This window comes from Bradyrhizobium sp. USDA 4454, assembly GCF_054822705.1.
In genome coordinates this window covers 8,401,170-8,422,004 of the sequence record NZ_JBTRCN010000001.1, presented here as the reverse complement: position 1 = coordinate 8,422,004, position 20,835 = coordinate 8,401,170, and the positions used below count along the sequence as shown (strand labels likewise).

Below are 20,835 nucleotides of genomic sequence, written 5' to 3'. Positions count from 1 at the left end.
GATCGAGGCATCCAGCAATCGAGGCATCAAATGACCCTTCGTATCTCGGGAAAGAGCATCAGCATCGGCGAGGCGCTTCGCGCGCGCGTCAGCGAGCGCACCGACGAGGTCCTGCGAAAGTATTTTGATGGCAACTATTCCGGTCACATCACGCTGAGCAAGGATGGCTTCGGCTTCCGAACCGACTGTGCGCTGCATCTGGATTCCGGCATCACGCTGGAAGCCGAATCCAACGCCGCCGACGCCTATGCCAGCGCGGATGCCGCGCTCCTGATGATCGAGAAGCGCCTGCGCCGCTACAAGAGCCGGCTCAAGGACCGCTCCGCGCGCAAGGCCTACGCCGCAACCGCAGCGCTTGCCGAGTTGAACGGCGCAGGCCTCGACGCGCCGAGCTATGTGATCGAGGCGCCCGAGAACGAGGACGAGGTCACCGAATACAGCCCCGTGATCATTGCCGAGGCAACCACCGCGTTGAAGCGCCTGTCGGTCAGCGAAGCCGTGATGGAGCTCGACCTGACCGGCGCCTCCTGCCTGGTGTTCCAGCATGGCGGCAGTGGCCGGTTGAACATCATATATCGCCGCACGGACGGCAATGTCGGCTGGGTCGACCCGCCCGCGGTGAGCCCCTGAGGATAGTTGACCGATGGCATTGACGTTCGAAGCCAGCCCTGCTTATGGTCCGCCGCCTCCAGGAATAAGGCGGCGGAACAGGGTTCGCAGGTGTTGGCACCGCCGCTACGTTGGAGTAGAAGCCCTGCCAGCCGGACCCGGGCTAAGCCCGCATCCCACCTCAACTTCTTGTCGCCGCCGCTGTAAAGCCCATTTCGCAACCTGACGGTCATTCACCTCGGAACGTCCCAATGCCGATTACCGATCTGGTCGCACCCGAGGCGATTCTCCCGGCTTTGAAAGTCATCAGCAAGAAGCAGGCGCTGCAGGAACTCGCCGCGCGTGCATCGGCATTGACCGGGCAGAACGAGCGCGCCATTTTTGAAGTGCTTCTGCAGCGCGAGAAGCTCGGCACCACGGCGGTCGGCTACGGCGTTGCGATTCCGCACGGCAAGCTGCCGAAGCTCGAGAAGCTGTTCGGCTTCTTTGCCCGTCTCGAGCGCCCGATCGATTTCGAGGCGATGGATGGCCAGCCGGTCGATCTGATCTTCCTGCTGCTGGCGCCCGAAGGCGCCGGCGCCGACCACCTCAAGGCTTTGGCGCGCATCGCCCGCCTGCTGCGCGACCAGGACGTCGCCAAGAAACTGCGAGCCTCGCGCGACGCCCAGGCGATCTACTCGGTACTCGCGCTGCCCCCGGCGAGTGCGGCGTAATTGTCGTCGGCGAACTCGTTCGCGCAACTGTCATCAAGCCATAGCCTGTTCGTCACACGATGGCGCATGCCACCGCGTCGTCGATGTTGTCGATCGCTGCGTCTCCGTAGCCCGGATGACGCGCAGCGTAATCCGGGAAAGTCTCGCCGCCGGCACGAACCCCGGATTTCGCTGCGCTTCATCCGGGCTACGGAACATGATCGGAGCCACAGATCTATCTTCTCCTTCCCCCTGAAAGAGGGAAGGTCGGGATGGGGGTCAGCGGCAGGCGACGCTGCATGTGGAGGGAGCAGATCCCACCCGCTTTGCTCTTGCGAGCAAAGCGAGCTCCCCCTTTTCAAGGGAAGGTTGGAGCCACTCTGCGATCGCAGCGTAGCCCGGATGGAGCGAAGCGCAATCCGGGAAAATCTTACGGCTGGCACGAATCCCGGATTTCATCCGGGCTACGAAGCATTCCCAACGTCTCAGCAGATCGTCGGCAGCAGACGGCGGACTTCGTCGAGCAGATCCGGAACGGCCTTCTTGTCATCTGCGAGATGCCTGAGCAGCGCGCTCTGGAACAGGCCGTCGAACAGCGCGTAGAGCGCCGCCGGTGACGATGCCGGGCGCTTGTTGCCGAGCTCGGCATAGCGCGTGGCGATGCGCCAGATCATCGCTTCCAGGCTCTTGTCGATCTCGAGCACGTCCTTGCGAAACGCCGGCTCGAACATCGCCTGCGAACGCAAATCGTACCAGAGCCGATGCATGCGCGCTTCATTCTCGAGCGTGGCCGCGAGCTTGGCGAGGAAGCCTTCGGTCAATTCGTCGCGGCTCCGTGCCGTCGTCACCACCTCGTCATAGCGCGTCACGCATTTCGCCTTGTAGTGACGCACGCAGCAGCAGATCAGATCGAGCTTGTCGCTGAAGTAGTAGTGAAACACGCCGTGCGTGAAGGCGGAGTTCTGCGCGATCTCGCGCAAGCTGGTGCGCGCGAAGCCGAGCTCGCCGAGCGTCTCCAGCGCGGCCTCCGCAAGCTCGATGCGCCGCGCGTTGAACTTCTCGTCGCGTAGCGTCTCGGCCGCTACGGCGACCCGCTGGGCCGCTCCTGTCGCTTGCCGCGCCATCCGGTGCTTTCCCTCTTCTTCCCTTCAGCAACTTATACCGCGGCGCCCGCGGTGCGCTGCATCCCTTCACAGCATCCTCTTTGACGCTTGTCAAATTGAGGCTTGACAAGTGTCAAGTTCGTGGACGAGGGTTGCTCCAATAATTTGGACAACCGTCAAGACGGCTGACCAATCGACAAAACAGGAGGAAATGCCCCGCCGGGCGCGCCAACGCTGCGCCCCGCCGACGCCGGCCGCGACCACCAATACGCGTCAATGCGCAAGGCCACGCGCCGCGCTGCCCCAGTCCGCAGCACCATCAATCAGCAAGCAAAGGGAGGACTACGTCATGAGTGGGAAGAGCCTTGAAGGCAGGAAAGCCCTGGTCACCGGCGGCGCCCGGGGGATTGGCGCGGCGATCGCACAGGCGCTGGCGCGCTCCGGCGCTACGGTCATGATCGGCGATATTCTCGAAAGCGTCGGAAAAGACACCGCCGGCGAGATCGCCAAGGCCGGCGTGAAGACCGGTTTCGTCAAGCTCGACGTCACCGATGACGCGCAGTGGGAGCGGGCCGCCGCCGCGACGGTCGAGACGCTGGGCGGCTTCGACATCCTGATCAACAATGCCGGCATCGAGATCACCTCGCTGGTCGCCGACATCAAGGCCGAGGACGCGCGGCGGATGTGCGACGTCAACATCGTTGGCACCGTGCTCGGCATGAAGCACGCCTTCCGCGCGATGCGGCCGGGCGGCGCCGCGGGCAAGGGCGGTGCGGTGGTCAACATCGCCTCCGTCGCGGCGACGATCGCCTTCCCGAGCATCGCCGTCTATTCCGGCACCAAATCCGCGGTCGACCGCATGACCCGTGTCGGCGCCATGGAAGCCGGCAAGCTCGGCTATGGCGTGCGCGTCAACTGCATCTACCCCGGCCTGATCCCGACCGACATGGGCCTGCAGCTCGCCAATGACATCGTGAAGATCGGCCTCGCCGCCGACGTCGATGCCGCGGTCGGTTCGGTGGTCGAGCAGACGCCGCTCGGCAAACTGGCAGAGGTTACCGACATCGCCGACGCAGCGGTGTTTCTGTGCTCGAACGATGCCCGCTTCATCACCGGCATCGGCCTGCCGGTCGATGGCGGCATGGGCATGTAGCAACAAGCCGACAACAGGCATTTCGGAGGAACGCAATGAGCGAGAAGAAGCCCGTCATCGTCTACGGCGCGTCCGGCTACACCGGCCGGCTGGTCTGCGAATATCTGCGCGAATACAACATCCCCTTCATCGCCGCCGGCCGCAGCGCCGACAAGCTCAACGCCGCGATGAAGTCGAACGTGGCCGGCATCGAAACCGCCGACTATGAGGTGGTGACGGTGCCGCACACCGCGGCCGCGCTGACCGAGTTGTTCAAGGGCGCTTCGGTGGTGCTCAACACGGTGGGCCCGTTCGCCAAGTTCGGCATCGAGGTGGTGCAGGCTTGCTTCGCTGCCAAGTGCCACTACACCGACACGACCGGCGAGCAGGACTGGCTGATCACGCTCGAGCAGGAGTTCGGCACGAAGTTCGGCAATGCCGGCCTGCTGCTGGCGCCGGGCATCGCGCAGATGTACACCACCGGCGAGATCGCCGCACAGCTCTGCCTGGAGACGCCCGGCCTCGACACGCTCGATATCGCCGTGTTCTGGGGCGGCAGCCCGACCATCGCGTCGACGCAGACCATCCTGGTCAACGCCGCGATGGCCAAGGCCTATTACCTCGAGCAGAACAAATACGTCGAGCATCAGCCCGATGCGGGCCTCACCAGCCTCGCCATCCCCGGCCAGCACGAGCTGGCGCTGGCGCTGCCCTGGGGCGGCACCTCGCACCCGGTGTGGTTCAAGCGCGATCCGCGCGTTGCCAACGTCAAGGTGCTGGGCGGCGTGTTCAATCGCGCGTTGATGCTGGGCGTGCCGCAGATCGTCGCCGCCGCGCTGGAGGCGACCAAGGACATGAAGCCCGACGAGCGTTACGCCGCGCTGGCGCAGACCGCGGCCGGCGTGATGAATACCATGCCGCCGCGCGAGAACCCGCGCGTCAACAAGTCGCTGGATTCGGTGTATGCCTCCGGCCCGCTCGGGCGCGCGCACTGCGTCATCTACGGCAACAGCAACTACAAGCAGACCGGCATGCTGCAGGCCTTTGCCGCTGCGTATCTGCTGCAGCAGCCGCCCAAGCGCGTCGGCTTCGCCTCCGGCTGCCAGGCGTTCGGCCATCACGAGCTGCTCGGGCAATTGCGCAGCTTCGGCCTGGTCGGCAAGCCGGTGCTGACCGTGCACGACTAAGCGTGAGCCCCGATCGGATCGGGGCTCGGCAATCGGTTCCCTGAAGCGTTTTCGTCAAGCGGACGGGTATCCGCCTTGCTCGAAAACGCACTGCGGGTGACGCAATCGCGCGTCACCCGCCTCTCTCGTGAGACCCGCCATGCGCTTCATCGACTATCTCGACAAAGGTGCTTCGCTCGGCGCCGACGCGCCGTGCCTCACGATGGACGGACGCGACCTCAGCTATGGCGACGTGCAGCGGCTGAGCTATCGGATCGCGCGCGGGCTCGAGCGATCCGGCATCACGCCCGGCGAGAAGGTCGCGATCCTGTCCGGCAACGATCCGCTCGCGTTTGCCTGCGTATTCGGCATCTCGCGCGCCGCGGCCGTGTGGTGCCCGATCAATCCGCGCAACGAGGCGGCCGAGAACAAGTTCATCCTCGATCAGTTCGACTGCAGCCTGCTGCTGTTTCATTCCAGCTTCGCTCCGATGGTCGAGGCCGTCAGGCAGGATCTGCCCAAGCTGCGCGCGCTGGTCTGCGTCGATACCGAGCTGCCGTTTGCGCCGTCGTTCGACCGCTGGCTCGACGGGCTCGCCGGCGATGTCTATCAGCGCGAGGTGATCGACGATCTCGCGATGATCCCGGGCACCGGCGGCACCACCGGCAAGCCGAAGGGCGTGATGCTGTCGGGGCGCAACATCGAGGCGATGACCGCGCTGACCCTGATGGGTTATCCGTTCAAGGGACGTCCGATCTATCTCGCGCTGGCGCCGCTGACGCATGCCGCCGGCGTGCTGTGTTTTCCGATCATGACGCTGGGCGGCCGTATCGTGATCATGCACCACCCCGACATCGGCGAGTTCCTGACGCTGATCGAGCGCTACGGCGTCACCCACACCTTCCTGCCGCCGACCGTGATCTACATGCTGCTCGATCATCCCGGGCTCGACGCAACCGATCGCAGCTCGTTGCAGTGCTTCTGGTATGGCGCGGCGCCGATCTCGGCGACCCGGCTTGCCGAAGCCGTGCGGCGGATCGGGCCAATGGCGCAGCTGTTCGGCCAGACCGAGGCGCCGATGATGATCTCGATGATGGCACCGGCCGACCACTACAATGCGGACGGCACGATCGCGCTGGAGCGGCTTGCGTCCGCGGGGCGGATCGGCCCGCTGGTGCAGGCCGGCATCATGGACGGCGACGGCAAGCTGTTGCCCGCGGGATCGCGCGGCGAGATCGTGGTGCGCGGCTCGCTTGTCATGCAAGGCTACTACAAGAACCCTGAGGCCACGCGCGAAGCATCAGTGCATGGCTGGCACCACACCGGCGACATCGGCTACATCGACGCCGACGGCTATCTCTACATCGTCGACCGCGCCAAGGACATGATCATCACCGGCGGCTTCAACGTCTACTCGATCGAGGTCGAGAACGCGTTGCGCGCTCACGCAGCGGTGCAGGATTGTGCGGTCATCGGATTGCCCGACGAGAAATGGGGCGAACGCATCGTCGCAGTGGTGCAGCCGCGCGCCGGCCACTCCATCGATGCAACGGCGCTCGCAGCTTTCGGCAAGCAGCAGATCGGCAGCATCAAGACGCCGAAGCAGATCGAGGTCTGGGACGACCTGCCGCGCTCCAAGGTCGGCAAGGTGCTGAAGCCGGACATCCGCGCGCGATTGACGGAGCGCTAGCTCGCTTTCACCTCTTTCCGTACTCGGTGAAGACGTAGTCACGGTTCTGCACCACGGTGTGGCACGCATAGCCGCACTTGGCATCGTTCTCCTGTGGCGGATTATCCGTCGTATTGGCAGGCCTGAATACATCTGACGCAGCGTCATATTCGAACGCGCCATATCCCCATCCGCCGCTGTCTGCGAACCGCTTGCTGTCCTTTGCCATGAAGTCGACGTCGTGCTGGGCGCCAGGCACCGTGGGCTGACCGGGATACGCCTCCTGCTTTTTTGGGAGCCAATGGACCTTCGCCATCTTGGCGCCATCCGGGAACGGCTTGCCATTGCCAGGTATACCCTCGCGGTAAGCGTTGATCATCGCAGGATTGCCAAGGATCACGGCGATGACGCCTTCGTTTTCGCTGATCGCGATCACGGGCCAGTCCTCGTATCCCCTGAACTCGGAGAATGCGAGCCCGTTCGGCACTTGCAGACTGTATCTGTCCTGCGCGGAAATCGCGACACCAGTCGCTAGAACGGAAATCGACATCGAAGCAACGAGATTGATCAGCAAGCCCTTCTGCATGGTCACATCTCCTTCAATCGAGTTGGCGGCGGATAATTCTTGCTGGATATTCCCTTTGTCACATTGCCTTTCACGGGGCGGATTACAGCACGGAATTGCACAAAGCGAAATGGAGCCACGGTTCGCAGCTTGAAGCTATGCAAAAAACTCCTGAAACTGAGCGGTCTGCGCTTGCAGTGATCGAAGCCGTGAGCGCCTATTGACAACCGGCTGATGACGCCAGAAGACGGACCGTGCGCAACATTGCGCATGCGACCCCAGGGATCGCTGATGTCCCGTGACTTTCGCCTCGACCGTGTTCCCATCGACGTTCTCGCTTACGAGCTCGCCGAAGAAAGTGCGAGCGCGCTTGGGCGCATGGGCCGCGCGCTGGAACAGGCGCTCGCCAAATTGCGCGAGTTCGACGCCGCGCATCCGCCCACTGAAGCAAGGCAGCAGGCCCGGCGCATGCTGGTGCGGGAAGCCGGCCATGCGCTCTGGATGTTCGTGGTGCAGCGAGAGGCCTGCGGGCTGCGCAACAACCGGATGCTGATGCGCGACTATAACGTGCCCGGCGAGGTGCAGCTCAGCATGGGCCCGATGCTCGCCTCATCGACAACATCGTCATAAAAAAATGCGCGGGCCGCCTCGGTGTCAAGGCAGCCCGCGCATTGTATCACCGGATGCTAGTTAGCCGCGCGTCAGTGGACGCTGACGGCCTGCAACTCGTTGCTCCAGGCGTTGGCGATCGCGGCTTCGCGGCTGTCGGTCAGCATGATCGGCGTGCCGTCGGCGGCATGCAGTGCGAACAGCTTGAGGCCCGGCGCGATCTTCGGCGCCTGTGGAAAGAGGTCGGGCACGTCCTCGGAACGGACCTGCTTCACATAGGCGATATGACCCTCGCCCAGATGGGCCAGCGCTTCCGGCGTGACGCTGTCGGATTGGAAGATGGTACTCACTTCACTCATGGTCTCGACTCCTCAGTCAGATAAGCGGTCGAGTCCGCTCCTTGTTTCTATTATTCGTGCTCATTGATAGCGATTGTCTTAATGACCCGTTCAGGTTCCGGCCTGGCGAGGTCGATCGACAACAGCCCGTTCTTCAGATCCGCGCCCAGCACCTGCATCCCCTCCGCCAGCACGAAGGTGCGCTGGAAGTGGCGCGCGGCAATGCCGCGATGGATGTATTGCCGAGCCTTGTCGTCCTGCTGGCGGCCGCGGATGACGAGCTGATTTTCCTCAATAGTTACATCGAGTTGGTCGCGGGTGAAGCCCGCCACCGCCAACGTGATGCGCAGCTTTTCAGGCTGCCCGTTGGTACGGTCGCACCGCTCGATATTGTACGGAGGATAGCCGTCGGCGCCCTTTACGACGCGGTCGAGCGCACGCTCGATCTCGTCGAATCCCAGAAGGAACGGACTGGACAACGATGGAACACGAGACATTACAAAGTCCTCTCGAAGCGACTTTGAGGGGCCCTTGCGGCGCCCCATGCAACCGGTGGGCCGTCGGCCTCCGGTCAGTGAGGGATATGGGGGTGATCTGGATAGCGTTCAAGCAGCCCCGAAACCAGCCTAAACGCCCGCAACATGAGGGCAAATTCTTCTCGATCGGTTACCCCGCAACCCGCTTGCGGCCATCGGCGGTAAAAAGATGCAGTTTGTCGCGCGGGGCGACCGCCCGGATCCGCTCGCCGATCGCGGGGCCGGTGGCGCCGGGAACCCGGACGATCACCTCGCCCGGCGGCAGCTCGCCCGGATTGGCGGCAATGCCGTGCTCCTCGCGCTGGCGGCTGCCATAGACGAAGGTCTCGGCGCCGACATGCTCGATTGCCTCGACCGTCAGGTCGAGGGCAACGCCGCCGGAAGCGGCCTCACCGGTGATGACGAAATCCTCGGGCCGGATGCCGACAATGCCGGCACCGTCAGTGCCTGATACCTGGGAGGTCAGCTCGTCCGAGCGCAGCGGCATCAGGTTCATCGGCGGCGCGCCGATGAAGGAGGCGACAAATGTGGTCGCCGGCTTCTGGTAGATCTCCAGCGGATTGCCGATCTGCTCGACCTGGCCGCCATTCATGACCACGAGAATGTCGGCCAGCGTCATCGCCTCGAGCTGGTCATGGGTGACGTAGATCGAGGTGGTGTTGAGCCGGCGCTGCAGCTTGCGGATCTCGACCCGCATTGCGATGCGCAGCTTGGCGTCCAGATTCGACAGCGGCTCGTCGAACAAAAACACCTTCGGCTGGCGCACGATGGCGCGGCCCATCGCGACCCGCTGGCGCTGGCCGCCGGAGAGCTGTCGCGGCTTGCGCTCCAGCATCGGCGACAGCTCGAGTACGCGCGCGGCTTCCTCGACCCGGGTCCTGATCTCGGCCTCGGCCATGCCGCGGTTGCGCAGGCCGTAGGCCATGTTGTTGTAGACGCTCATATGCGGATAGAGCGCGTAGTTCTGGAACACCATCGCGATGTCGCGGTCGGCCGGCTCGACCTGGTTGACGACGCGGCCGCCGATGTCGATCTCGCCGCCGGTGATGGTCTCGAGCCCGGCGACCATGCGCAGCAGTGTGGACTTGCCGCAGCCGGAGGGGCCGACCAGTACGCAGAACTGGCCGTCGCCGACGTCGACATCGACGCCCTTGATGGCCTCGAAGCCGCCGGGATAGGTCTTGCGGACGCTGCGCAGCGTGACGTTGGCCATTATTTTTCGGTCTCCACCAATCCGCGCACGAACAATTTCTGCATCACGACGACGACGAACACCGGCGGCAGCATCGCGAGCAGCGCGGTCGCCATCACGACGGGCCATTCGGTCAGCGCGTCGGTCGTGGTGATCATCTTGCGGATGCCGACCTGGATGGTCTGCATGTCGTCGCGCGTCGTGATCAAAAGCGGCCAGAGATATTGATTCCAGCCGAGGATGAACAGGATCACGAACAGCGCGGCCATGTTGGTGCGCGACAGCGGCAGCAGCGTATCCCAGAAGAAGCGGAACGGGCCCGCGCCGTCGATCCGCGAGGCCTCCAGCAATTCATCGGGCACGGTCATGAAGAACTGCCGGAACAGCAGCGTGGCGGTGGCGGACGCGATCAGCGGCAGCGACAGGCCGGCGTAGCTGTCGAGCAGGTGCAGATCGGCGACGATCTTGTAGGTCGGATAGATGCGCACCTCGACCGGCAGCATCAGGGTGATGAAGATGATCCAGAAGATCGCCATCCGGAACGGAAAGCGGAAATACACGATCGCATAGGCCGAGATGATCGAGATCGCGATTTTGCCGACCGCGATCAACAGCGCCATGACCAGCGAGTTCAGCATCATGTTGAGCACCGGCTCGCGGGTCGAGCCGCTCGTGCCGACAAACAGCGTCTGGTAATAGGTCTCGAGGAAATGGCCGCCGGGCAGCAGTGACATCTGGCCGTTGGCGATGACGGCGTTGTCCTGGGTCGAGGCGACGATCGCCAGATACACCGGGAAGGCGACGATCGCGATCCCGATCCACAGGATCACGTGAGCCAGATAACGCTGGAAGCCCTCCTCTTCGACCATCAGTAGGTCACCTTGCGTTCGACGAAGCGGAACTGGATTCCCGTCAGCACGACCACGATGACCATCAGGATCACCGACTGCGCCGCGGAGGAGCCGAGATTGCCGCCGAGCAGACCATCCGAATAGACCTTGTAGACCAGCGTCTCGGTCGCCTTGCCGGGGCCGCCGCGGGTCATCGTGTCGATGATGCCGAAAGTGTCGAAGAAAGCGTAGACGATGTTGATGACCAGCAGGAAGAAAATGGTCGGCGACAGCAGCGGGAAGATCACGGTCCAGAACCGCCGCATCGGGCGGGCGCCATCGATTGCCGCGGCCTCGATCACGCTCTTGGGGATGCTCTGGAGTCCGGCGAGGAAGAACAGGAAATTGTAGGAGATCTGCTTCCACGCCGCGGCAAGGATGATCAGGGCCGCCGCCTGGTCGCCGTCGAGCAGCGGATTCCAGTCAACCCCCATGGCGCGCAGATAGCGCGACAGCACGCCCAGCGAGGGGTGCAGCATGAAGACCCAGAGCACGCCGACCACCGGCGGGGCGACGGCATAGGGCCAGATCAGCAACGTGCGGTACAGCGTCGAGCCGCGCAGCGGCTTGTCGGCCATGACGGCGAGCAGCAGCGCAAACGACAGCGAGGACACCGCGATCGCAAATGAGAACGCGAAGGTCCTGATGATCGCGGCGAAATAGGCCGGTTCCTTGAACAGTTCGAGATAGTTCTCGAACCAGACGAAGCTGGTGGACAGGCCGAAGGCGTCCTGCAGCAGGAAGGACTGGATCACCGCCTGCGCGGCCGGCCAGTAGAAAAAGATCAGGACGATCGCGAGTTGCGGGGCAACCAGCGCGTAAGGCAACAGCTTTGATTGGAAAATTGCTTGCTTTTGCATGGCATCCAGAAAAATGGCAGGCCGCATGATGCGGCCTGCCGGGTCGTCGGTCTAGAGTCGGATTATTTCACGGCGGTCTTTTCAAACTGCCGTAGCATCTGGTTGCCGCGCTCGACGGCAGCGTCCAGCGCCTGCTTGGCGGTCTTCTTGCCGGCCAGAGCCTGCTCGATCTCTTCTGACCACATGTCGCGCAACTGCACCATGTTGCCGAGGCGCAGGCCGCGGGAGTTTTCGGTCGGCTCCTTGTTGGTGAGCTCGAGCAGCGGGGTCTCGAGATAGGGCTGATCCTTGTAGAAGCCCTCTTCCTTGGCCTTGGCGTAGGCGGCCTTGGTGATCGGCAGATAGCCCGACGCCTTGTGGATCCAGACCTGGCGATCGGTGTCCGAGAGGAAGGTCAGGAACTTGGCCACGCCCTTGTATTCCTCGGCGGACTTGCCGCCCATCACCCAGAGCGAGGCGCCGCCGATGATCGAGTTCTGCGGTGCGCCCTTGACGTCGGGATAATACGGCATCGGCGCGGCGGTGAAGTTGAACTTGGCCTGCGCCTTGACGTTGCCGAAGAACGCCGACGAAGTCAGGTAGATCGGGCACTCGCCCGAGGTGAAGCGGCCTTCGCCGGTGTTGGTGCGGCCGGCATAGTCGTAGATCTTGTCCTTCTGCAGCTCGACCAGGTTCTCGAGATGCTTGACCTGCAGCGGACCGTTGAATTCGAGCACGGTGTCGAACCCGTCGAGGCCATTGGCCTTGCTGGCGAGCGGCACGTTGTGCCAGGCCGACAGCTGCTCGAGATTGACCCAGGTGACCCACGAGCCGGAGAAGCCGCAGGTCGCGTAGCCGGCCGCCTTCAGCTTCTTGGCTTCCTCGAACACTTGCGGCCAGGTCTTCGGGATCTCCGCGATGTTGGCCTTCTTCATCGCGTCGAGATTGACCCACATCACCGTCGACGACGAGTTGAACGGGAACGACAGCATCTCGCCCTTCGAGGTCGAGTAGTAGCCGGTGATCGCGGGCAGGTAGACGCTCGGATCGAACTTCTCGCCGGCGTCGGCCATTAGCTTGTAGACCGGCTTCACGGCGCCGGTGGCAGCCATCATCGTCGCGGTGCCGACCTCGAACACCTGCATGATGTGCGGCGCGTTGCCGGCGCGGAATGCAGCGATGCCAGCGTTCATGGTGTCGGCGTAACCGCCCTTATAGGTCGGGATCACCTTGTAGTCGGACTGCGCGGAATTGAAGTCGTTGGCCAGCTTGACGATGACGTCGTTGTTGGCGCCGGTCATCGCGTGCCACCACTGAATCTCGGTCACTGCAAATGCAGGCGACGCGAATGCAAGCGTAGCGGCGGCGACAGCAGCGGCGCCCAATCGTCGAAAAATCATCAAAGCCCCTCCCGGTTGGAATGTCATCTTTCGTTGCGCGCGTTATCAGCGCCGGATGACGTTCAAATGACCGTATAAACGAAAGCCATCGTAGGGGGGAAGCCGCGACAAAGGGAAGCGGTAAAAAAGACGAAGATCGCACCCGGCGCCGTGCGGTGCAGCGTCAGACGCGACGCTGCACCGCAGGGCTGACGGATGGCTGTGTCAGCGCTTGCGCTGGGGGCCGCAGACCACGCCCTTGGCGACCAGGCCGTTGATCTCGTCCTTTGAGTAGCCGAACTCGCCGAGCACTTCCGTCGCGTGCTGGCTAAATTTCGGCGGCGTGCGGCGCAGGCTCGGCTTGGTGCGTTCGAGGCGGATCGGCGAGGCGACGCCCTTGTACCAATCCTTCTCGATGACGTCGCCGCGGTGGATCGTGTGCGGGTTGGTCAGCGCCTGGTCGATCTTCTGCACGGGGCCGGCCGGCAGACCGGCGGCGAGCAGCCGGTTGCACAGCGGCTCGGCCTCGTGCCGGCTGAACACGGCGGCAAGCTCGACCCGCAACGCGTCGCGGTTGGCGATGCGGTCCTTGTTGCGGGCAAAGCGCGGATCGGTGCCGAGCTCGGGCTTGCCGATTTCCTTGGCGAGCTTGCGGAAGGTGCCGTCATTGCCGACGCCGATGAAGATGTTGTCGGTCTTGGTCGGGAAGATCGCGTACGGCACGAGGTTGGGATGCTCGTTGCCGGTGAGCTGTGGCGGCTTGCCGTGCATGAAATAGTTGGCGGTGTGCGGATGCATGATCGCAAGCCCGGTCTCGTACAGGGTGGTCTCGATGAATTGGCCGAGCCCGGAGCGCTGCCGCTCCGACAGCGCCATCAGGATGCCGATCGCGGCATAGAGCCCGGTCGTGATGTCGACCAGCGGCACGCCGATACGCATCGGGCCGCTCTCCGGCGAGCCGGTGGCCGCGATCATGCCGGTCATCGCCTGGATGATTGCGTCATAGCCGGGATTGCCGCCGCGCGGGCCGTCGGCGCCGAAGCCGGAGATCCGGCAATGCACCAGGCGCGGAAATTTCGTGCGCAGCACGTCGTTGCCGATGCCCCATTTGTCGAGCGTGCCCGGCTTGAAATTCTCGATCAGCACGTCGGCGGTCTCGAGCATCTTCATCAGCACCGCGCGTCCGCCCTCGGAGGCGAGGTCGAGGCCGATCGAGCGCTTGTTGCGGTTGATGCCGACGAAATAGGCCGCGTCCTCCTCGTGGAAGGGAGGGCCCCAGTCGCGCACCTCGTCGCCGGCGGGCGGCTCGACCTTGATCACGTCGGCGCCGTGGTCGGCGAGAATCTGGGTGCAATACGGGCCGCCGAGCACGCGCGTCAGATCGATCACGCGCAGTCCGGTCATCGCGCCCGCAGCCGCTGGGGTATTCATGGAAACAACCTTCGCTCAGTTGGGATTGGACAATGCGGTCCCAGAGCTAGCGGTCTTCAGGCGAGGCAGCAATGCTTTGATCGGCGCAGGCCCATGCAGGGGGCAGCGCGGGCGTTCGCCAAGCGAACTGGCATCTGAAAGACAATGGTCCGCCACGTATCGCGGCGGACCATTGCGTGATGTGGAATGAGAGCGTTTTCGAGCGAAGTGGATACCGGTTGGCATGAAGAAAACGCGTCAAAAGAAGAATCTAGAGCCCCGTTCCGATTCAATCGGAACGGAAAGGGCTCTAGACGACGGTCAGCTTGACGTCGACATTGCCGCGGGTCGCGTTGGAATAGGGGCACACCTGGTGGGCCTTCTCGACCAGCGCTTCGGCCTCAGTACGGGACAGGCCGGGCAGCGAGACGGCGAGATCGACGGCGAGGCCGAAGCCGCCTTCCGAGCGCGGGCCGATGCCGACCGTCGAGGTCACCGCGGCGTCGGCGGGAACCTTGGGGCCGCCCTGCGAGGCCACGAATTTCATCGCGCCGATGAAGCAGGCGGCATAGCCGGCCGCGAACAGCTGCTCCGGATTGTTGCCGGCGCCACCGCCGCCACCGAGCTCCTTCGGGGTCGTGAGCTTGACATCGAGCGCGCCGTCGAGGGTTGCCGCATGGCCGTCGCGGCCGCCGGTTGCCTTGGCGCTGGTCTTGTAAAGCACGTTCACAGACATCGTGGTCTTCCTTGGTTTTGGATGGGCTTGAATTCGACAACGCGCATATTGCGCACAATTCGATTGTGAGCAATATAAAATATGCGGCCTCACATTTAATTGTTCGCAATTGAATCCGCGGTCCCGTAAGCCCAGAATGACCCGGACACGAGATGGATACGATGACGATTATGGGCAGGAAACAGACGGCGGCGGACCAGGCGCTGCGGCTCGACAACCAGATCTGCTTTGCGGTCTATTCGACCGCGCACGCGTTCAACCGCGTCTACAAGCCGCTGCTCGACCGGCTCGGGCTGACCTATCCGCAGTATCTTGTGATGCTGGCGCTGTGGGAGCGCGACGACGTGCCGGTGAAAGACCTCGGCGAGCGGCTATTCCTGGATTCCGGCACGCTGACGCCGCTCCTCAAGCGGCTGGAGGCGGCGGCGCTGATCAGGCGGACCCGCAGCAGCGCGGACGAGCGGATTGTCCTGATCACGCTGACGCCGCAGGGCCACGCGCTCCGCGAAAAGGCAAGAGCCATCCCGCAATCGATCCTCGCGGCCTCCGCCTGCACGGTCGGGGAGTTGCTGGCGATGAAGGACGAGATCGTCGCGCTGCGCGACCGGCTGAATAAGGTGCTGGGGGAGTAGCGGTGGCGGGGTGCGTCAAAAATGCTTCTTCGCAGAAGCCCGACCCGACCCGGATTTCAGGTACCGTTCGAATGCGACAGCGAGACGTTCGTCGCTGAACGCTACGTACGTTCGCAGCCGCCATGGCCCGTACTTCGAGGTATGTGGGACTTCGCCGGCATTGTGCTTTATTAGACGTGCAAGCACATCGTCAGTCATGCCGACATAGAAATGCTCGGCATCGAGACTCTCTAGAATGTAGCCGTATTTCATTGCGTATCCTCCACGTGAGTGAGGATACATCAGCAATCGGAACTCATAAAAAACAGCTTGCCTCGGCCCGCCGTCGCCCTTCGGGCTACGGCGGGGCAGCCTTCGCTCGCATCGCTACGAGGGACTTCCGGGCTTGCCCAGCCGAAGCTCGCGAAGCGAGCGAAGGCTGGTGGAGCCAGGCGGGATCGAACCGCCGACCTCTTGCATGCCATGCAAGCGCTCTCCCAGCTGAGCTATGGCCCCTTATCCAGTGGGATGATCCTGGGGGATCGATCCCGGTCCGCGCGGCCTGGATGACTCGCGCGGCAGCACCGTTGATCATAGATCGGCGCCGATCTCAAGTCTCTTCATCACCGCCGACGTCACCAATGATGTCGGTCACGTCCTCATCGCCCTCTTCCTCGTCGGCGATGAAGGTCGAATCGTCGTCGTCATCGTCATCGATGGTCTCATCGACCTCGATATCGTCCTCGGATTCGGGAACCTGAGCCTTGACCTTGCCGGTGTTCTCCTCGGCATCGGCCTCCTCGAGCGAGACCAACTCTTCGGCCTCGGCGGGTTCCGGCATGTCGGCGGCGGTCGCAGGCGAATTGACGGTGGCGCCACGGCCCCGCGGCGCGGCCACCGGCGCGATCGGCACGACCTCGCCGGTGTAGGGCGAAATCACCGGGTTTTTGTTGAGGTCGTAGAACTTCTTGCCCGTGGTCGGGCAAATGCGCTTGGTTCCGAGCTCGGACTTGGCCACGTGGTCATCCCAGAATTTTGCTGAAAAACGGTGCTTCACTTGGCTAGTTGAGGGGCCGCTGTCAATAGCGGTTTGCGCGCAAGTGACGGGCGCGTGACGCGGTGTTGCCTATGTGATACCTGCCGCGGCGCGAGAGGACACAATCTTGGCCCATTCTGACACCCCGACCCCGCTGGAATCGCGCGCCTGCGGCCCCCTGGCCGGCAAGGTCCGCGTCCCCGGCGACAAATCGATTTCCCACCGTGCCCTGATCCTGGGAGCGCTTTCGGTGGGTGAGACCCGCATTTCCGGCCTTTTGGAGGGCGAGGACGTCCTCAATACCGCCAAATCCATGCGCGCGCTGGGCGCCAAAGTGGAGCGGACGGCGCCGTTTGCCTGGTCGGTCGCAGGCGTCGGCGTCGGTGGTTTCGCCCAGCCCGCGGCCCCGCTCGATTTCGGTAACTCCGGCACCGGCTGCCGGCTGGTGATGGGCGCGGTGGCGGGATGCCCGATCGCGGCCATCTTCGACGGCGACGCCTCGCTGCGTTCGCGCCCGATGCGCCGGATTCTCGACCCGCTGGAGCTGATGGGCGCCCGGACCAGCGATATCGGGGCCGGCGGCCGGCTGCCGCTGACCCTGCATGGTGCCCGCTATCCGGTGCCGATTGTCTACAAGACGCCGGTCGCCTCGGCCCAGATCAAGTCCGCGGTGCTGCTGGCGGGCCTGTCCGCGCCCGGCATCACCACCGTGATCGAGCAGGAGGCGAGCCGCGACCACACCGAGCTGATGCTGAAGCATTTCGGCGCGGAGATCTCCTCCGAAAAGGAAGGCAGCCACGGCCGCCGGATCACGCTGAACGGCGAGCCCGAGCTGCGCGGCGCCGAAATCGTGGTGCCCGCCGATCCGTCCTCGGCGGCGTTCCCGATCGTCGCGACGCTGATCGTCGAGGGCTCCGACGTCGTGTTCTCCGACGTGATGACCAATCCGCTGCGCACCGGCCTGTTCACCACGCTGCGCGAAATGGGCGCCTCGATCGAGGACAGCCACGTGCGCGGCGATGCCGGCGAGCCGATGGCGCAATTGCGCGTGCGTGCCTCGAAGCTCAGGGGCGTCGAGGTGCCGCCGGAGCGCGCGCCGTCGATGATCGACGAATATCTGGTGCTCGCGGTTGCGGCTGCGTTTGCCGAGGGCACCACGATCATGCGCGGCTTGCAGGAGCTGAGGGTCAAGGAATCCGACCGTCTCGAAGCCACCGCGGACATGCTGCGGGTCAACGGCGTCAAGGTCGAAGTCTCCGGCGACGATCTGATCGTCGAGGGTCGCGGCCACGTCCCGGGCGGCGGTCTCGTCGCCACCCACATGGATCATCGCATCGCGATGTCGGCGCTGGTGATGGGCTGTGCTTCGGACCGGCCGGTGAAGGTCGACGACACCGCCTTCATTGCCACCAGTTTTCCGGACTTCATCCCGATGATGTGCTCGCTCGGAGCTGATTTCGCATGATCATCGCCATCGACGGACCCGCCGCCTCCGGCAAGGGCACGCTCGGCAAGCGGCTCGCCCACCATTACGGCTATCGCCATCTCGATACCGGCGTGATCTATCGCGCGGTGGCCTATGCGATGATGGCGCTCGGCGCCGACCTCAACGATGAGGCGCTGGCGGTGGCCGTCGCGCTCGAGCTCGATCCCGAGAAATTCGGCAATCCGATCCTGAAGACCCAGAAGGTCGGCGAGGGTGCGTCCGTTGTCTCGGCTCTTCCCAAGGTGCGTGAGGCGCTGGTGAACTTCCAGCGCCAGTTCGCCGCCGATCCGCCCGGTGCGGTGCTGGATGGGCGCGACATCGGCACCGTGATCTGCCCCGATGCCGACGTGAAGATCTTCGTGGTCGCCGATCCCCGCGTGCGCGCGCGGCGCCGCACCCTTGAAGCCCGCGCCCGTGGCGAGGACGCCGACGAGGAGGCCGTGCTCGCCGACATTCTCAAGCGCGACGAGCGGGACCAGAACCGGGCCATTGCGCCGTTGCGGCCGGCGCCCGATGCCCACACGCTGGACAATTCCAACCTCGACATCGAGGCCGGCGTGCGCGCCGCCATCGCCATTGTCGAGGCGGCCCGCACAAGACGCTAAAATCGCAGGCACGGGCGGGCCTTTCGGCCGAAACCCCGGCAAAATGGGGCATTTCCTGCTTGCCGAAACTACCCCGCAGGGCTATATCAGCGCCGTTCGGAGCACCATCGACATCGTCGAGATTATGTCTGAGCGGGCCGGCGCCGGGTTTGAGCCATCCTCAAACGAAACTGACGCCGCATCTGGAGGAACGCCCGCTCCCAGGTCTTGCAGTCGATATTTCCTTAGTCGCGCTCCGGAAACTTCAAACGTACCGAACGTGCAGTCTTGCTGCCGGCCCGCTGTTGCACCTCCTGCAATGAGCGGTCGTCAGGGTTTGCGGAACCCTGACACTTCACGCGCGGTGCGCCCATCAACCCGAACTGCCGGTGAAATCCCGCATCTGGAGATCAAATGGTTTCGAATTCTGCGTCTTCTTATACCCCGACCCGCGACGACTTCGCGGCGATGCTTGATGAGTCCTTTGCCGGCGGCAATTTGCAGGAAAGCTCGGTCATCAAGGGCAAGGTGGTTGCAATTGAGAAGGACATGGCCGTCATCGATGTCGGCCTGAAGACCGAAGGCCGCGTCGCGCTGCGCGAATTCGCCGGCCCCGGCCGTGAAAGCGACCTGAAGGTCGGTGACGAAGTCGAGGTGTTCCTCGACCGTATCGAGAATGCGCTCGGCGAAGCCGTGCTGTCGCGCGACAAGGCGCGCCGCGAGGAGAGCTGGGGCAAGCTCGAGAAGGCGTTCCAGAACAACGAAAAGGTCAACGGCGTCATCTTCAACCAGGTCAAGGGCGGCTTCACGGTCGACCTCGACGGTGCAGTGGCCTTCCTGCCGCGCTCGCAGGTCGACATTCGTCCGATCCGCGACGTTGCGCCGCTGATGAACAACTCGCAGCCGTTCCAGATCCTCAAGATGGACCGCCGCCGCGGCAACATCGTGGTGTCGCGCCGCACGGTTCTCGAAGAGACCCGCGCCGAGCAGCGCCAGGAGCTGGTGCAGAACCTCGAAGAGGGTCAGGTGATCGACGGCGTGGTCAAGAACATCACCGATTACGGTGCGTTCGTTGATCTCGGCGGCATCGACGGCCTGCTGCACGTGACCGATATCGCCTGGCGCCGCGTCAACCACCCGACCGAGGTGCTGACCATCGGCCAGACCGTCAAGGTCAAGATCATCAAGATCAACCACGAGACGCACCGCATCTCGCTCGGCATGAAGCAGCTGCTGGACGATCCGTGGCAGGGCATTGAAGCCAAGTACCCGCTGGGTGCCCGCTTCACCGGCCGCGTCACCAACATCACCGACTACGGCGCGTTCGTCGAGCTCGAGCCGGGCATCGAAGGCCTGATCCACGTCTCCGAGATGTCGTGGACCAAGAAGAACATGCACCCCGGCAAGATCGTTTCGACCTCGCAGGAAGTCGAAGTGCAGGTGCTGGAAGTCGATTCGGTCAAGCGCCGCATCTCGCTCGGTCTCAAGCAGACCATGCGCAATCCCTGGGAAGTCTTCGTCGAGAAGTTCCCGGTCGGGTCGACCGTCGAAGGCGAGGTCAAGAACAAGACCGAGTTCGGCCTGTTCCTTGGTCTCGACGGCGACGTCGACGGCATGGTCCATCTCTCCGACCTCGACTGGAAGCTTCCCGGCGAGCAGGTCATCGACAACTTCAAGAAGGGCGACATGGTCAAGGCCGTGGTGCTCGACGTCGATGTCGAGAAGGAGCGCATCTCGCTCGGCGTCAAGCAGCTCGAAGGCGACCCCTTCGCCGAGCCGGGCGACGTCAAGAAGGGCGCGGTCGTGACCTGCGAAGTGCTCGAGGTGAAGGAGAGCGGCATCGAGGTCCGGATCTCGGGCACCGAGTTCACCACCTTCATCAAGCGGTCGGAGCTGGCCCGCGATCGCAACGACCAGCGCGCCGAGCGCTTCGCCGTCGGCGAGAAGGTCGATGCCCGCGTCATCCAGTTCGACAAGAAGGCCCGCAAGGTGCAGGTCTCGATCAAGGCGCTGGAAGTTGCCGAAGAGAAGGAAGCCATCGCGCAGTACGGTTCCTCCGATTCGGGTGCGACGCTCGGCGACATCCTCGGCACCGCGCTGAAGAACCGCGGCACCGACAAGTAAGCGTTCGCCGATTGAGGCGAACATTGGGGCCCCGGCGCATGCCGGGGCCCTCTTTGTTTTGCCGTAGCCCGGATGAAGCGCAGCGAAATCCGGGGTCCGTCCCCGCGGCGGACTTTCCCGGATTACGCT

22 protein-coding genes and 1 tRNA gene are annotated in these 20,835 nt (G+C 63.8%); 10 read left to right on the top strand and 13 right to left on the bottom strand.

Annotated elements, in window-relative coordinates; all coding sequences use genetic code 11:
- Positions 1 to 30: 30 nt before the first annotated feature.
- Positions 31 to 630, top strand: a complete 600-nt coding sequence (hpf, locus tag ACVIW0_RS39160; protein WP_456751223.1) for a ribosome hibernation-promoting factor, HPF/YfiA family — start codon at positions 31 to 33, stop codon at positions 628 to 630.
- A 230-nt stretch (positions 631 to 860) separates the two neighbouring features.
- The gene (gene ptsN, locus ACVIW0_RS39155; protein ID WP_016843543.1) at positions 861 to 1,322 is read left to right on the top strand and encodes a PTS IIA-like nitrogen regulatory protein PtsN; all 462 of its coding nucleotides are present in this window, start codon (positions 861 to 863) and stop codon (positions 1,320 to 1,322) included.
- 464 nt (positions 1,323 to 1,786) lie between these two features.
- On the opposite strand, the gene ACVIW0_RS39150 is transcribed toward ptsN, so the two are convergent.
- Complete coding sequence (locus ACVIW0_RS39150) at positions 1,787 to 2,425, bottom strand: TetR/AcrR family transcriptional regulator (RefSeq protein WP_461357085.1); 639 nt, start codon at positions 2,423 to 2,425, stop codon at positions 1,787 to 1,789.
- 328 nt (positions 2,426 to 2,753) lie between these two features.
- Between ACVIW0_RS39150 and ACVIW0_RS39145 the strand changes: the two genes are divergently transcribed.
- The 3 genes from ACVIW0_RS39145 to ACVIW0_RS39135 all read left to right on the top strand — a co-directional run bounded on the left by ACVIW0_RS39145 (position 2,754) and on the right by ACVIW0_RS39135 (position 6,392).
- On the top strand, positions 2,754 to 3,557 hold the full coding sequence (locus tag ACVIW0_RS39145; RefSeq protein WP_461357084.1) for an SDR family NAD(P)-dependent oxidoreductase: 804 nt from the start codon (positions 2,754 to 2,756) through the stop codon (positions 3,555 to 3,557).
- 35 nt (positions 3,558 to 3,592) lie between these two features.
- Positions 3,593 to 4,723 carry a DUF5938 domain-containing protein gene (locus tag ACVIW0_RS39140; protein WP_461357083.1) on the top strand — a complete coding sequence of 377 codons (1,131 nt, stop codon included), beginning with the start codon at positions 3,593 to 3,595 and terminating at the stop codon, positions 4,721 to 4,723.
- Positions 4,724 to 4,862: 139 nt separating this feature from the next.
- Positions 4,863 to 6,392: an AMP-binding protein gene (locus ACVIW0_RS39135; RefSeq protein WP_461357082.1), complete on the top strand. Its 1,530-nt coding sequence runs from the start codon at positions 4,863 to 4,865 to the stop codon at positions 6,390 to 6,392.
- Between the two features lie 7 nt (positions 6,393 to 6,399).
- Here ACVIW0_RS39135 and ACVIW0_RS39130 read toward each other — a convergent pair whose 3' ends face one another.
- Positions 6,400 to 6,957 (bottom strand): cytochrome P460 family protein, encoded by a 558-nt coding sequence (locus ACVIW0_RS39130; protein ID WP_461357081.1) that lies wholly within the window; start codon positions 6,955 to 6,957, stop codon positions 6,400 to 6,402.
- Between the two features lie 270 nt (positions 6,958 to 7,227).
- On the opposite strand from ACVIW0_RS39130, the gene ACVIW0_RS39125 reads away from it, so the two are divergent.
- Positions 7,228 to 7,566 (top strand): DUF6665 family protein, encoded by a 339-nt coding sequence (locus ACVIW0_RS39125; protein ID WP_461357080.1) that lies wholly within the window; start codon positions 7,228 to 7,230, stop codon positions 7,564 to 7,566.
- A gap of 71 nt (positions 7,567 to 7,637) precedes the next feature.
- On the opposite strand, the gene ACVIW0_RS39120 is transcribed toward ACVIW0_RS39125, so the two are convergent.
- The 8 genes from ACVIW0_RS39120 to ACVIW0_RS39085 all read right to left on the bottom strand — a co-directional run bounded on the left by ACVIW0_RS39120 (position 7,638) and on the right by ACVIW0_RS39085 (position 14,865).
- Entirely contained in the window at positions 7,638 to 7,904 is a 267-nt protein-coding gene (locus tag ACVIW0_RS39120; RefSeq protein WP_461357079.1) for a BQ00720 family protein, read from the bottom strand.
- A gap of 50 nt (positions 7,905 to 7,954) precedes the next feature.
- A complete protein-coding gene (locus ACVIW0_RS39115) occupies positions 7,955 to 8,380 on the bottom strand; it encodes an Hsp20 family protein (protein ID WP_461357078.1) in 426 nt (141 codons plus the stop codon).
- 169 nt (positions 8,381 to 8,549) lie between these two features.
- Positions 8,550 to 9,632: a sn-glycerol-3-phosphate import ATP-binding protein UgpC gene (locus ACVIW0_RS39110; protein WP_461357077.1), complete on the bottom strand. Its 1,083-nt coding sequence runs from the start codon at positions 9,630 to 9,632 to the stop codon at positions 8,550 to 8,552.
- A complete protein-coding gene (ugpE, locus tag ACVIW0_RS39105; RefSeq protein ID WP_050424107.1) occupies positions 9,632 to 10,480 on the bottom strand; it encodes a sn-glycerol-3-phosphate ABC transporter permease UgpE in 849 nt (282 codons plus the stop codon). Before ugpE ends, ACVIW0_RS39110 begins: the two co-directional genes overlap by 1 nt.
- A complete protein-coding gene (gene ugpA, locus ACVIW0_RS39100; RefSeq protein ID WP_461357076.1) occupies positions 10,480 to 11,361 on the bottom strand; it encodes a sn-glycerol-3-phosphate ABC transporter permease UgpA in 882 nt (293 codons plus the stop codon). Before ugpA ends, ugpE begins: the two co-directional genes overlap by 1 nt.
- Before the next feature lie 62 nt (positions 11,362 to 11,423).
- Positions 11,424 to 12,740 carry a sn-glycerol-3-phosphate ABC transporter substrate-binding protein UgpB gene (gene ugpB, locus ACVIW0_RS39095; protein WP_461357075.1) on the bottom strand — a complete coding sequence of 439 codons (1,317 nt, stop codon included), beginning with the start codon at positions 12,738 to 12,740 and terminating at the stop codon, positions 11,424 to 11,426.
- Between the two features lie 204 nt (positions 12,741 to 12,944).
- The gene (locus ACVIW0_RS39090) at positions 12,945 to 14,150 is read right to left on the bottom strand and encodes a CaiB/BaiF CoA transferase family protein (protein WP_461357074.1); all 1,206 of its coding nucleotides are present in this window, start codon (positions 14,148 to 14,150) and stop codon (positions 12,945 to 12,947) included.
- A 289-nt stretch (positions 14,151 to 14,439) separates the two neighbouring features.
- Positions 14,440 to 14,865: an organic hydroperoxide resistance protein gene (locus tag ACVIW0_RS39085; RefSeq protein ID WP_461357073.1), complete on the bottom strand. Its 426-nt coding sequence runs from the start codon at positions 14,863 to 14,865 to the stop codon at positions 14,440 to 14,442.
- Between the two features lie 170 nt (positions 14,866 to 15,035).
- Here ACVIW0_RS39085 and ACVIW0_RS39080 point away from each other — a divergent pair, with 170 nt between their 5' ends.
- Positions 15,036 to 15,497 carry a MarR family winged helix-turn-helix transcriptional regulator gene (locus ACVIW0_RS39080; protein ID WP_461357549.1) on the top strand — a complete coding sequence of 154 codons (462 nt, stop codon included), beginning with the start codon at positions 15,036 to 15,038 and terminating at the stop codon, positions 15,495 to 15,497.
- Between the two features lie 15 nt (positions 15,498 to 15,512).
- Here ACVIW0_RS39080 and ACVIW0_RS39075 read toward each other — a convergent pair whose 3' ends face one another.
- The 3 genes from ACVIW0_RS39075 to ACVIW0_RS39065 all read right to left on the bottom strand — a co-directional run bounded on the left by ACVIW0_RS39075 (position 15,513) and on the right by ACVIW0_RS39065 (position 16,494).
- Positions 15,513 to 15,749 carry a GIY-YIG nuclease family protein gene (locus ACVIW0_RS39075; protein ID WP_461357072.1) on the bottom strand — a complete coding sequence of 79 codons (237 nt, stop codon included), beginning with the start codon at positions 15,747 to 15,749 and terminating at the stop codon, positions 15,513 to 15,515.
- Between the two features lie 167 nt (positions 15,750 to 15,916).
- Positions 15,917 to 15,992, bottom strand: a tRNA-Ala gene (locus ACVIW0_RS39070).
- Between the two features lie 94 nt (positions 15,993 to 16,086).
- Entirely contained in the window at positions 16,087 to 16,494 is a 408-nt protein-coding gene (locus ACVIW0_RS39065) for a TIGR02300 family protein (RefSeq protein ID WP_461357071.1), read from the bottom strand.
- A 145-nt stretch (positions 16,495 to 16,639) separates the two neighbouring features.
- Here ACVIW0_RS39065 and aroA point away from each other — a divergent pair, with 145 nt between their 5' ends.
- The 3 genes from aroA (at position 16,640) to rpsA (ending at position 20,706) form a co-directional block, all read left to right on the top strand.
- Complete coding sequence (gene aroA, locus ACVIW0_RS39060) at positions 16,640 to 17,977, top strand: 3-phosphoshikimate 1-carboxyvinyltransferase (protein WP_461357070.1); 1,338 nt, start codon at positions 16,640 to 16,642, stop codon at positions 17,975 to 17,977.
- Positions 17,974 to 18,603 (top strand): (d)CMP kinase, encoded by a 630-nt coding sequence (gene cmk / locus ACVIW0_RS39055; RefSeq protein WP_461357069.1) that lies wholly within the window; start codon positions 17,974 to 17,976, stop codon positions 18,601 to 18,603. The genes aroA and cmk overlap by 4 nt, the downstream gene beginning before the upstream one ends.
- A 393-nt stretch (positions 18,604 to 18,996) precedes the next feature.
- Entirely contained in the window at positions 18,997 to 20,706 is a 1,710-nt protein-coding gene (rpsA, locus tag ACVIW0_RS39050; RefSeq protein ID WP_076863580.1) for a 30S ribosomal protein S1, read from the top strand.
- Positions 20,707 to 20,835 lie beyond the last annotated feature (129 nt).

Excerpts from the sequence above, each read along its gene's own strand:
- hpf (WP_456751223.1), top strand. The coding sequence starts at position 31 with ATGACCCTTCGTATCTCGGGAAAGAGCATCAGCATCGGCGAGGCGCTT.
- ptsN (WP_016843543.1), top strand. The coding sequence starts at position 861 with ATGCCGATTACCGATCTGGTCGCACCCGAGGCGATTCTCCCGGCTTTG.
- ACVIW0_RS39150 (WP_461357085.1), bottom strand. The coding sequence starts at position 2,425 with ATGGCGCGGCAAGCGACAGGAGCGGCCCAGCGGGTCGCCGTAGCGGCC.
- ACVIW0_RS39145 (WP_461357084.1), top strand. The coding sequence starts at position 2,754 with ATGAGTGGGAAGAGCCTTGAAGGCAGGAAAGCCCTGGTCACCGGCGGC.
- ACVIW0_RS39140 (WP_461357083.1), top strand. The coding sequence starts at position 3,593 with ATGAGCGAGAAGAAGCCCGTCATCGTCTACGGCGCGTCCGGCTACACC.
- ACVIW0_RS39135 (WP_461357082.1), top strand. The coding sequence starts at position 4,863 with ATGCGCTTCATCGACTATCTCGACAAAGGTGCTTCGCTCGGCGCCGAC.
- ACVIW0_RS39130 (WP_461357081.1), bottom strand. The coding sequence starts at position 6,957 with ATGCAGAAGGGCTTGCTGATCAATCTCGTTGCTTCGATGTCGATTTCC.
- ACVIW0_RS39125 (WP_461357080.1), top strand. The coding sequence starts at position 7,228 with ATGTCCCGTGACTTTCGCCTCGACCGTGTTCCCATCGACGTTCTCGCT.
- ACVIW0_RS39120 (WP_461357079.1), bottom strand. The coding sequence starts at position 7,904 with ATGAGTGAAGTGAGTACCATCTTCCAATCCGACAGCGTCACGCCGGAA.
- ACVIW0_RS39115 (WP_461357078.1), bottom strand. The coding sequence starts at position 8,380 with ATGTCTCGTGTTCCATCGTTGTCCAGTCCGTTCCTTCTGGGATTCGAC.
- ACVIW0_RS39110 (WP_461357077.1), bottom strand. The coding sequence starts at position 9,632 with ATGGCCAACGTCACGCTGCGCAGCGTCCGCAAGACCTATCCCGGCGGC.
- ugpE (WP_050424107.1), bottom strand. The coding sequence starts at position 10,480 with ATGGTCGAAGAGGAGGGCTTCCAGCGTTATCTGGCTCACGTGATCCTG.
- ugpA (WP_461357076.1), bottom strand. The coding sequence starts at position 11,361 with ATGCAAAAGCAAGCAATTTTCCAATCAAAGCTGTTGCCTTACGCGCTG.
- ugpB (WP_461357075.1), bottom strand. The coding sequence starts at position 12,740 with ATGATTTTTCGACGATTGGGCGCCGCTGCTGTCGCCGCCGCTACGCTT.
- ACVIW0_RS39090 (WP_461357074.1), bottom strand. The coding sequence starts at position 14,150 with ATGAATACCCCAGCGGCTGCGGGCGCGATGACCGGACTGCGCGTGATC.
- ACVIW0_RS39085 (WP_461357073.1), bottom strand. The coding sequence starts at position 14,865 with ATGTCTGTGAACGTGCTTTACAAGACCAGCGCCAAGGCAACCGGCGGC.
- ACVIW0_RS39080 (WP_461357549.1), top strand. The coding sequence starts at position 15,036 with ATGGGCAGGAAACAGACGGCGGCGGACCAGGCGCTGCGGCTCGACAAC.
- ACVIW0_RS39075 (WP_461357072.1), bottom strand. The coding sequence starts at position 15,749 with ATGAAATACGGCTACATTCTAGAGAGTCTCGATGCCGAGCATTTCTAT.
- cmk (WP_461357069.1), top strand. The coding sequence starts at position 17,974 with ATGATCATCGCCATCGACGGACCCGCCGCCTCCGGCAAGGGCACGCTC.
- rpsA (WP_076863580.1), top strand. The coding sequence starts at position 18,997 with ATGGTTTCGAATTCTGCGTCTTCTTATACCCCGACCCGCGACGACTTC.